The 11,438-nt window shown below is 64.7% G+C and carries 8 protein-coding genes and 1 pseudogene; all 9 read left to right on the forward strand.

Annotated features, from left to right (window positions below):
- The coding region (locus EN893_RS05355) for an NAD(P)-binding protein (RefSeq protein WP_128361440.1) at positions 1-1,605 on the forward strand (1,605 nt) is incomplete at its 5' end.
- A gap of 82 nt (positions 1,606-1,687) precedes the next feature.
- Complete coding sequence (locus tag EN893_RS05360; RefSeq protein WP_127267110.1) at positions 1,688-2,290, forward strand: ANTAR domain-containing response regulator; 603 nt, start codon at positions 1,688-1,690, stop codon at positions 2,288-2,290.
- Between the two features lie 2 nt (positions 2,291-2,292).
- Entirely contained in the window at positions 2,293-3,531 is a 1,239-nt protein-coding gene (locus EN893_RS05365; RefSeq protein ID WP_164748886.1) for a CmpA/NrtA family ABC transporter substrate-binding protein, read from the forward strand.
- Positions 3,532-3,887: 356 nt separating this feature from the next.
- Entirely contained in the window at positions 3,888-5,204 is a 1,317-nt protein-coding gene (locus tag EN893_RS05370; protein WP_127276282.1) for a CmpA/NrtA family ABC transporter substrate-binding protein, read from the forward strand.
- Positions 5,205-5,274: 70 nt separating this feature from the next.
- Complete coding sequence (ntrB, locus tag EN893_RS05375) at positions 5,275-6,165, forward strand: nitrate ABC transporter permease (RefSeq protein ID WP_127271809.1); 891 nt, start codon at positions 5,275-5,277, stop codon at positions 6,163-6,165.
- A gap of 11 nt (positions 6,166-6,176) precedes the next feature.
- A pseudogene (locus tag EN893_RS05380) lies at positions 6,177-6,973 on the forward strand (ABC transporter ATP-binding protein).
- Between the two features lie 4 nt (positions 6,974-6,977).
- Positions 6,978-9,428, forward strand: a complete 2,451-nt coding sequence (gene nirB, locus EN893_RS05385) for a nitrite reductase large subunit NirB (RefSeq protein WP_127267122.1) — start codon at positions 6,978-6,980, stop codon at positions 9,426-9,428.
- 5 nt (positions 9,429-9,433) lie between these two features.
- A complete protein-coding gene (nirD, locus tag EN893_RS05390; RefSeq protein WP_127267123.1) occupies positions 9,434-9,763 on the forward strand; it encodes a nitrite reductase small subunit NirD in 330 nt (109 codons plus the stop codon).
- 3 nt (positions 9,764-9,766) lie between these two features.
- Positions 9,767-11,374 carry a molybdopterin-dependent oxidoreductase gene (locus EN893_RS05395; RefSeq protein ID WP_245490801.1) on the forward strand — a complete coding sequence of 536 codons (1,608 nt, stop codon included), beginning with the start codon at positions 9,767-9,769 and terminating at the stop codon, positions 11,372-11,374.
- Positions 11,375-11,438: the final 64 nt, after the last annotated feature.

Consider the following 11,438-nt stretch of genomic DNA (forward strand, 5'->3'; position numbering starts at 1 on the left):
GCATTCAAGCGTGCCAGGCTTGCGGGCTTCGACCTGGTCTGCCTCTACGGCGCGCATGGCTTCGGCATCATCCAGCACTTCCTGTCCACCGCCACGAACCAGCGCAGCGACGAATATGGCGGCTCGCTGGAAAACCGCTCGCGGCTGATGCGTGAGCTGATCGAAGAGGGCAGGAACGCCATCGGCGACACGTGCGGCCTAACGCTGCGGCTGTCGCTGGACGAGATGATCGGCGAGCTTGGCTTCGGCAACTCCGAAGTGCGCGACATGATCGAGATGCATGCCGACCTGCCAGACCTCTGGGACCTGGCGCATGGCGCCTGGGAGGACTGTTCGGGGCCGTCGCGGTTCAAGGAGGAGGGCGCGCAGGAGAGCCTGGTGTCCGGCATCAAGATGCTGACCTCGAAGCCGGTCGTCGGCGTCGGTCGCTTCACCTCGCCGGATGTGATGGTGAAGATGATCAAGTCCGGCACGCTGGACTTCATTGGCTGCGCGCGGCCGTCGATTGCCGATCCCTTCCTGCCGAAGAAGGTGGAGGAGGGGCGGATCGAGGACATTCGCGAATGCATCGGCTGCAACATCTGCATCACCGGCGACATGACCATGTCGATCTCTCGTTGCACGCAGAACCCGACCTTCATGGAGGAGTGGCGCAAGGGCTGGCATCCCGAACGGATGCAGGCCAAGGGCGACAGCGACAGCGTGCTGATCGTCGGCGCCGGCCCGGCCGGGCTGGAAGCGGCGCGTGCACTCGGCCTGCGCGGCTACCAGGTGGCCATCGCCGAAGCGGGAACCGAACTCGGCGGCCGCGTGGCGCGCGAGTGCCGCTTGCCCGGTCTCTCGGCATGGGGGCGTGTGCGCGACTATCGCCAGTACCAGATCAGCCAGATGTCCAATGTCGACGTCTATTTCGAAAGCCGGCTGTCGGCCGAGGAAATCCTCGCCTTCGGCTTCCAGAACATTGCCGTCGCCACCGGCTCGACATGGCGCCGCGATGGCGTGGCGCGCGCGCATGTCGTGCCGATGCCGGTGGACCCGGCCATGCCGGTCTACACGCCGGACGATTTGATGGGCGGCAATATACCGACCGGCACTGTCGTGCTGTTCGACGACGATCACTATTACATGGGCGGTGTCCTGGCCGAGCTGATGGCGCGGCAGGGTGCGAAGGTGACGCTGGTGACGCCGTCGGCCTATGTGTCCGACTGGACCCGCAACACGCTGGAGCAGGGCGCCATCCATCGCCGGCTGGCCGAACTCGGCGTCGAGATCGTGCTGAATCGGACTGTGACCCGCATCGTGGCGGGTGGGGGTGCCACTGCGTGCGCCTATACGGGCAGCCAACGCGACTTCGCCGCGGACGCCGTCGTGCTCGTGACGTCGCGCCAACAGGACGATGGCGTCTGGTGCGAACTGAAGGCGAGGCGAGATCAATGGGCCGATAGCGGCATCCGCTCGATCAAAATCATCGGCGATGCCGGGGCGCCGGGTCCGATCGCCTGGGCAACCTACGCCGGCCACCGTTTCGCCCGCGAGCTGGACGAAGCCGATATCGGCGACGCACTGCCCTTCCGCCGCGAGGTCACGGCGTTGGCGGCGGATTAGACGCCGGCGGCCCGGTCAGCGAATATCGGGTTGTTCAACCATACTGCATTGCACAATTCCTTCGCTTGGTCACAATGCAGGCATGGTTCGAACCGCACTCGCCGTCCTGGTGATCGATGAAAACCGCATCCGCGCCGCGATCATCGAGGCGGGATTGCGCGAGGCCGGCCATGAGCGAGTCACCGTCATCCATGACGTGACCGGCATTGCGCGGCGGATCGCCGAGATCGAGCCCGATGTCATCGTCATCGATCTCGAGAATCCGAACCGCGACATGCTGGAAAACATGTTCCAGCTGTCGCGCGCCGTGAAACGGCCGATCGCCATGTTCGTCGACCGCTCCGATCAGGCCTCGATCGAGGCGGCGGTCGATGCCGGCGTTTCGGCCTATGTCGTCGACGGTCTGCGGCAAGAGCGCGTCAAGCCGATCCTCGACATGGCGGTAAGCCGCTTCAACGCTTTTTCGCGCATGGCGCGCGAACTGGAAGAGGTTCGCGGCGAGCTAGAGAGCCGTAAGGTGATCGATCGTGCCAAGGGCATATTGATGAAGTCGCGCGGCCTCTCCGAAGAGGCGGCCTACACGCTGCTGCGCAAGACGGCGATGAACCAGAACCGCAAGATCGGCGACATCGCCCAGAGCCTGGTGACTGCCGCCGGGCTGCTGGGGCCGCCGGAGGACGAATGAGCATGACTGCTGCGCACCAGATCACCGCCGGTTTCATGCCGCTTTTCGACAGCGCCGTGCTGGTCGCGGCCGGGGAGCTTGGCTTTGCCGCACGAGAAGGCATCGACCTCACCCTACACCGCGAGACGTCCTGGGCCAACATCCGCGACCGCATCGCCATCGGTCACTTTCATCTCGCGCATATGCTGGGACCGATGCCGCTCGCCTGCAATCTCGGGCTGACGCCACTCGCTTCGGAAACCATCGTGCCGTTCTCGCTCGGGCTCGGCGGCAATTGCGTCACCGTCTCCAACACCGTCTGGGCCGGAATGGTGGCGCAGGGCGCCGAAGCCGATCTTGATCCGGCGCGCGCCGGTGCGGCGTTGCGCGCGCTCATTCGCGAGCGCGCTGCGGCCGGTGGCGACCCGCTGCGCTTCGCCGTGGTGCATCCGCATTCCGGGCACAATTACGAATTGCGCTATTGGCTCGCCGCCTGCGGCATCGATCCGGCGCGCGAAATCGAGATCGTCATCGTGCCGCCGCCCTTCATGGCGGATGCGCTGGCCACCGGCCGCATCGACGGGTACTGCGCAGGCGAACCCTGGAACAGTGCTGCGGTTGCCGCCGGCACCGGGCATATCGTCACCGTCAAGGCGCGGATATGGCGTAACAGCCCGGAGAAGGTAATCGGCGTACGCAAGGCGTGGGCAGACGAAAACCCCGAGGCACTGGCGGCGCTGCTGCGTGCGCTGCATCACTCGGCGCGCTGGTGCCAGGATCCGGCCAACCGTGGCGAATTGGCAGCTGTGATGGCGCAGGCCGGCTTTCTCGGTCTGCCGCCGGCCGTGCAGATGCCGATCCTGACCGGTCATCTCCGACTGGGCGGCGGCGCGGAGCGGACCATCGACGACTTCTTCCTCCCGTTCGACAAGGCAGCGAACTTTCCATGGAAGAGCCATGCGCTGTGGTTCTACACGCAGATGGTGCGCTGGGGGCACGTGGCGCACACGCCGGAAAACCTTGCCATCGCCCGCAACTGCTACCGGCCCGACCTCTACCGTTCGGCTCTGAAGCCGCTTGGTGTGGCGCTTCCCGGCGCCAATTCGAAAGTCGAGGGTGCGCTCCAAGTTGCCACCGCGGTCGGCGCGACAGGCGCCGGCCTTGTGCTCGGTCCGGACGGTTTCTTCGACGGCCAGATCTTCGATCCGGACGAGGTCGACGCCTACATTACCGGCCAGAAATCGGCTCGCGCGGAAGCCTGATCATTTCCGCGTCATTCTTGTGCATTGCACAAAAATTGTGCGCGCGATTGCCCGAATGAACAATCTTTGGCCTTCCGGCCATACGACCCGGTGCGTCCGCGATCGGCGCGGGTTGCTGATTTAATTGATCTTTTTCACCTCTCTCAAAACTGGCACGGTTCCTGCTTTGAAATAGACAGGCCCTTCGCGGGTCACGGAACAGGCGTCCAATGACGGGCGCCACAGGCAAAGCTGCCGCTCAGGTTAATGCGCGCTCCCGGTCACCCGGACGCGAAGACCTGGCTGGCGGCTTTTTTGTTTTGATCAACACGCAATCGACGACGCGGATCCCAAGCCGCGCCCAACCGGAGACGACGATGACGAAACGGATCAGGACTGGAACGACCCTCAAGGACATGACGCGCCGCGATTTTCTCGTCAGCAGCGCGATGACGGCCGGCCTGTTCGTGGCGGCCCGCAAGCTCTTCCCTTCCGGCGCCTATGCTGCGACCGCCACTCCGGAGGTCACCGGCGCCAAGCTCGGCTTCATTGCCCTCACCGATGCGGCACCGCTGATGATCGCCAAGGAGAAGGGGCTGTTCGCCAAGTTCGGCATGCCCGATGTCGAGGTGCTCAAGCAGGCCTCCTGGGGTGCGACACGCGACAATCTGATGCTCGGCGGCGCGGCCAACGGCATCGACGGCGCCCATATCCTGACGCCGCTGCCTTACCTCATGCACACGGGCAAGGTGACGCAGAACAACCAGCCGATGCCGATGGCGATCGTGGCGCGGCTCAACTACGACTGCCAAGGCATTTCGGTCGCCCAGGAATATGCCGGCACCGGTGTCGGTCTCGACGCCTCGAAGCTGAAAGATGCTTTTGCCGCCAAGAAGGCGGCCGGTAAGGAAATCAAGGCCGCCATGACCTTCCCGGGCGGCACGCATGATTTGTGGCTGCGCTACTGGCTGGCGGCCGGTGGCATCGATCCCGACAAGGACGTCTCGACCATCGTCGTGCCGCCGCCGCAGATGGTGGCCAACATGAAGGTCGGCAACATGGACGTGTTCTGCGTCGGCGAACCGTGGAACGAGCAGCTCGTCCATCAGGGCGTCGGCTTCACCGCCGCCACGACGGGCGAATTGTGGAAGGGCCATCCGGAAAAGGCGCTCGGCCTGCGTGCCGAATTCATCGAGAAATACCCGAACGCCACCAAGGCGATCCTGATGGCCGTCATGGAAGCCCAGCAATGGTGCGAGGCCGCTGAGAACAAGGACGAGATGGCCGCCATCATCGGCAAGCGGCAATGGATGAACGTGCCCGTCGCCGACATCATCGGCCGCCTCAAGGGCGACATCAACTACGGCAATGGCCGCGTCGCCAACGGCACCGATCTCTCCATGAAGTTCTGGAAGGGCGGCGTCTCCTATCCTTTCAAGAGCCACGACACGTGGTTCCTCGCCGAGAACATCCGCTGGGGCAAGTTCGCGCCGACCACCGACATCAAGGCGCTGGTCGATCAGGTCAACCGCGAGGATTTGTGGCGCGAAGCGGCCAAGGATCTCGGCGTTGCGGCTGCCGACGTTCCGGCGTCGTCGTCGCGCGGCGTCGAGACCTTCTTCGACGGCAAGATCTTCGATCCGGCCAACCCGTCCGCCTATCTCGATAGCCTGAAGATCAAGGCATCGGCCTGAACCCCTGCGCAAACGGCGCATTGCGCCGTTTGTCGCTCGAATTATCTGCCCCACGGAGTTTTCCCCAGACATGTCGATGCAGACTATCGAGGACACCAAGGTGAAGGCCTTTCCTGCCAAGCCGGCGGAGGTCATCGCCTTCACTGCCAAGGCACGGCGTCGCTTCGAGCCGCTCGCCATCGCCGGCAAACTGGCGAGCGCGCTGGTGCCGCCCATCATCGTCATCGCGCTGATGTTGGTCGTCTGGCAGATCGCCTGTTCGTCGCCGACATCAAGCCTGCCGCCGCCGACCCAGGTGTGGAACGAGGCCTACGATTTGATCGCGCATCCGTTCTTCGACAATGGCCCGCAGGATATCGGTCTGGCATGGCGCGTGCTAATCTCGCTGCAGCGTGTTGCCATCGGCTTCGGCCTGGCGGCGGTGGTCGGCGTCGCGCTCGGCGCGCTGGTCGGCCAGTCGATCTGGGCGATGCGCGGCCTCGACCCGGTGTTCCAGATCCTGCGCACGGTGCCGCCGCTGGCCTGGCTGCCTCTGTCGCTGGCGGCGTTCCGCGATTCCAGCCCGTCGGCGATCTTCGTCATCTTCATCACGTCGATCTGGCCAATCATCATCAACACCGCGGTCGGCGTGCGTAACATCCCAGAGGATTATCGCAACGTCTCGCGCATCCTGCGGCTCAACCAGTTCGAGTTCTTCGTGAAGATCATGGTGCCGGCCGCCGCGCCTTACATCTTTACCGGCCTGAGGATCGGCATCGGCCTGTCCTGGCTTGCCATCGTCGCCGCCGAAATGCTGACCGGCGGCGTCGGCATCGGCTTCTTCATCTGGGACGCGTGGAACTCGTCGCGGCTGCCCGACATCATCGTCGCGCTCGCCTATATCGGCGTCACCGGCTTCTGCCTCGACCGTCTGGTCGCGGCGGTCGGCGCCTTCGTCACCCGCGGCACAACGGCAAAGTGAGGAGAGGGGCGATGACGGCCTATCTGAAACTCGACCATATCGACAAATCCTTCACGCGTGGTGCCCAGGTCAGCGAGGTATTGAAGGACATCAGGCTGACCATCGACAAGGGCGAATTCGTCTCCATCATCGGCCATTCCGGCTGTGGCAAGTCGACCTTGCTCAATCTGATCGCCGGGCTGACCAAGGTGTCCGCCGGCGCCGTGCTGCTCGAGGACAAGGAGGTCGACAGCCCCGGACCGGAACGCGCCGTGGTGTTCCAGAACCACAGCCTTTTGCCGTGGCTGACCGTCTACGAAAACATCAATCTGGCGGTGTCGAAGGTCTTCGGTCGTTCGAAGAGCAAGGCCGAGCGGCATGACTGGATCATGCGCAATCTCGACCTCGTGCAGATGGCGCATGCCAAGGATAAACGCCCGGCAGAAATATCGGGCGGCAGAAGCAGCGCGTCGGGATCGCCCGGGCGCTGGCCATGGAGCCGAAGATACTGCTGCTCGACGAGCCGTTCGGCGCGCTCGATGCGCTGACGCGCGCCCATCTGCAGGATGCGGTGATGGACATCCACTCCAGGCTCGGCTCGACGACGATCATGATCACCCACGATGTCGACGAGGCGGTGCTGCTTTCCGACCGCATCGTCATGATGACCAATGGCCCGGCGGCAACCATCGGCGAAGTGCTTCCCGTGCCGCTGGCGCGGCCGCGCCGGCGCGTCGAACTCTCTTCCGACCGGACTTTCCTGCGCTGCCGCGAGGCGGTGCTGAAGTTCCTCTACGAACGCCACCGCTTCGTCGAAGCCGCGGAGTAGCACCATGAGCGAAAGACTTGTCATCATCGGCAACGGCATGGCCCCCGGGCGCATGCTCGAGCACCTGCTGGAACAGGCGCCGGGCCGCTACACCGTCACCATCTTCAACGCCGAGCCGCGCGTCAATTACGACCGCATCATGCTGTCGCCGGTTCTGTCGGGCGAGAAAGCCTATGAGGAGATCATCATCCACGGCGACGGCTGGTACATCGCCAACAACATCACCCTCTACAAGGGCCACAAGATCATTGCCATCGACCGGACGGCAAAGACCGTTACTTCGGATCATGGTGTCACCGAGCCTTACGACAAGCTCGTCATCGCCACCGGTTCGGTGCCGTTCATCATTCCGGTGCCGGGCCATGATCTGCCGGGCGTGCTGACCTATCGCGACCTCGATGACGTCCAGGCGATGATGCTTGCCGCCCAGTCGCGCGCCAAGGCGGTGGTCATCGGCGGCGGCCTGCTCGGGCTGGAGGCGGCAGCAGGGCTGAACGCGCAAGGCATGGACGTCACCGTGCTGCATGTCATGCCGACGCTGATGGAGCGCCAACTCGATCCCGCGGCCGGCTATCTGCTGCAGCGTGCCGTGGAGCAGCGCGGCATCAAGGTGATCACCAAGGCCAACACACAGGCGATCACAGGCAACGGCAAGGTCGGGCAGGTGGAGCTTGCTGACGGCACCATTATCCCAGCAACGCTTGTGGTGATGGCCGTCGGCATCAGGCCGAATTCGGCGCTGGCGAAACAGGCCGGCATCGCTGTCAACAGGGGCATCGTCGTCGACGCCGGCATGCGCAGCAACGATCCCGACATCTACGCGCTCGGCGAATGTGCCGAGGTCAACGGCCAGGTCTATGGCCTCGTCGCACCGCTCTACGAGATGGCGCGGGTCACAGCCAGCCAGCTGGCCGGCAACGAGGCGGCGGCCTTCGTCCATATGGACACGCCGACCAAGCTCAAGGTCACCGGCATCGACCTGTTCTCGCTCGGCGACTTCGCCGAGGGCGAGGACCGCCAGGAGATCGTGCTGCGCGATGCGGCCGCCGGCGTCTACAAGCGCCTCGTCCTGAAGGACGACCGCATCATCGGTACCGTGCTCTATGGCGAGACGGCTGATGGAGCCTGGTTCAACGACCTCAAGAAGAAGCAGACCGATATTTCCGAAATGCGCGACACGCTCATCTTCGGCCAGTCCTACCAGGGGGGTGCCCCGCTGGACCCTATGGCGGCCGTTGCAGCCTTGCCGGATGATGCGGAAATCTGCGGCTGCAACGGCGTTTGCAAGGGAAAGATCACTGGCGCGATTACGGGGAAGGGCCTGACCTCGCTCGACGACGTGCGTGCCCACACCAAGGCGTCAGCCTCCTGCGGCTCCTGCACCGGGCTGGTCGAGAAGCTGATGGTGCTGACCATCGGCGACAAATACAATCCGGCGGCGGTGCAGCCGATGTGCGGCTGCACGACGCTCGGCCATGACGAGGTGCGCCGGCTGATCATCGCCAAGGGCCTGAAGACCATTCCCGCCGTCATGCAGGAACTGGAGTGGACGACCTCCTGCGGCTGCGCCAAATGCCGGCCGGCGCTCAACTATTATCTCGTCTGCGACTGGCCGGACGAGTACGCCGACGACTACCAGTCGCGCTTCATCAACGAGCGCGTCCACGCCAACATCCAGAAGGACGGCACCTATTCGGTGGTGCCGCGCATGTGGGGCGGCGTCACCAACGCGGCGGAGCTGCGCGCCATCGCCGACGTCGTCGACAAGTTCGAAATCCCGATGGTCAAGGTCACCGGCGGCCAGCGCATCGACATGCTCGGCATCCGCAAGGAGGACCTGCCGGCGGTATGGGCCGATCTCGGTCAGGCCGGCTTCGTCTCCGGCCACGCCTATGCCAAGGGGTTGCGCACGGTGAAGACCTGCGTCGGCTCGGACTGGTGCCGCTTCGGCACGCAGGATTCGACAGGGTTTGGCGTCCGCATCGAAAAATTCATGTGGGGCTCGTGGACGCCGGCCAAGGTCAAGATGGCGGTGTCGGGCTGTCCGCGCAACTGTGCCGAGGCGACCTGCAAGGATGTCGGCGTGATCTGCGTCGACTCCGGCTACGAGATCCATTTCGCCGGCGCGGCCGGCCTCGACATCAAGGGCACCGAGGTGCTGGGCCTGGTCAAGACCGAGGATGAGGCGCTGGAGCATATCGTGGCGCTGACGCAGATGTATCGCGAGCAGGGTCGCTATCTCGAGCGCATCTACAAATGGGCCAAACGCATCGGCATCCCCGAGATCAAGCGTCAGATCATGGACGATGGCGAGAAGCGCAAGGCTTATTACGACCGCTTCGTCTTCAGCCAGAAATTCGCCCAGGTCGATCCGTGGTCGGAACGCGTTTCCGGCAAGGACAAGCACGAATTCCGGCCGATGGCCTCGGTCGGGTTTGCGCAGGCGGCGGAGTGACAATCATGAACTGGATCGCCATCGGCTCTATCGCCGACATCCCCCGCCGCGGCGCGCGCTGCGTCGCCACCCCGGAAGGCAAGATCGCCGTCTTCCGCACCGCCGATGATCAGGTCTATGCCATCGACGACCATTGCCCGCACAAGGGTGGACCGCTCAGCCAGGGCATCGTGCACGGTGCGGCGGTGACCTGTCCCTTGCACAACTGGGTGATTTCGCTGGAGACGGGCAAAGCGCTCGGCGCCGACGAGGGCGCGGTGCGCACCATTCCGGTGCGGGTCGAAGGCGAACGTCTGTTCATCGCGCTGGAAGCGCTGGCCAGCCGCGCGGCCTGAACCATGGAGATTGAGGAAGCGCGCGAGGTGAGGACCACCTGCCCCTATTGCGGGGTGGGCTGCGGCGTGCTGGCGAAGGTCGCCGCGGACGGGCAGGTGTCCGTGCGCGGCGACCCCAACCATCCGGCCAATTTCGGTCGGCTCTGCTCCAAGGGCTCGGCACTGGCCGAGACCATCGATCTCGGCGGCAGGCTGCTTCATCCGGAGATCCATGGTCGCCGCGCCGGCTGGGACGAGGCGCTCGACCTGGTCGCTTCGACCTTCTCGCAGACCATCGCCCACCATGGGCCCGATGCGGTCGCCTTCTATGTCTCCGGCCAGTTGCTGACCGAGGACTATTATGTCGCCAACAAACTGATGAAGGGTTTTGTCGGCTCGGCCAACATCGACACCAATTCGCGCCTGTGCATGGCCTCCTCGGTCGCCGGCCACCGCCGCGCTTTCGGCTCCGACACCGTGCCAGGAACCTACGAGGATCTGGAACTGGCCGACCTGATCGTGCTGGTCGGCTCCAACCTCGCCTGGTGCCATCCGGTGCTCTACCAGCGCATCGCGGCTGCCCGGGAAAAGCGGCCGGAGATGAAGATCGTCCTGGTCGACCCGCGTCGCACCATGACCGCTGACATCGCCGATATGCATCTGGCGATCGCGCCCGATGGCGACGTCGCTTTGTTCACGGGCCTGCTCGCTTATCTCGGCCAGCACAATGCGCTCGACCGCGCCTACATCACGACGCACACGACCGGCTTCGGGCAAGCGCTTTTCGCGGCCTCCGCGCTCGACCTGGCCGGCGTCGCCGCCGCCACCGGCCTGAGCGAGGACGAGCTTGGCCGTTTCTACAGCCTGTTTGCGGCGACGGCGAAAACGGTGACGGTTTACAGCCAGGGTGTGAACCAGTCGTCATCCGGCACCGACAAGGTCAACGCCATCATCAACTGCCATCTCGCCACCGGCCGCATCGGCAAACCCGGAGCAGGGCCGTTTTCGGTGACGGGCCAGCCCAACGCCATGGGCGGCCGCGAGGTCGGCGGCATGGCCAATATGCTCGCCGCCCATATGGAGATCGAAAACCCCGACCATCGCGACCGTGTGCAGCGCTTCTGGAACGCGCCGGCCATTGCCGGAAAGCCCGGCCTGAAGGCAGTCGAGATGTTCCAGGCGCTGGCCGACGGGCGCATCAAGGCGCTGTGGATCATGGCCACCAACCCGGTCGATTCGATGCCGGACGCCGATGCCGTCGAAGCGGCGATCAAGGCGTGCCCTTTCGTGGTGGTGTCGGACGTGCTGGCCCGGACCGACACCGTCCGCCATGCCCATGTCCGGCTGCCCGCCGCCGCCTGGGGCGAGAAGGACGGCACCGTCACCAATTCAGAGCGCCGGGTGTCGCGCCAGCGCGCGTTTTTGGAGCTGCCCGGCGAGGTGCTGCCCGACTGGCGGATCGTCGCCGAGGTGGGCAAGCGGATGGGGTTCGGCGAGGCGTTTTCCTATGCGACGCCGGCGGAAGTTTTTGCTGAACACGCGGCGCTGTCGGGGTTCGAGAATGATGGTGTGCGGGACTTCGATATTGGCGTCTACGGCGGAGTTGATGGCGAGACCTACGCAACGCTTTAGCCGTTCCAGTGGCCGGCGCCCGGTCGTGCCGACCCCTTCTGGCCCGCCCGCCCTCTCCCCCTCA

The organism is Mesorhizobium sp. M7A.F.Ca.CA.004.04.2.1, from assembly GCF_004022825.1.
Taxonomy (GTDB): domain Bacteria; phylum Pseudomonadota; class Alphaproteobacteria; order Rhizobiales; family Rhizobiaceae; genus Mesorhizobium.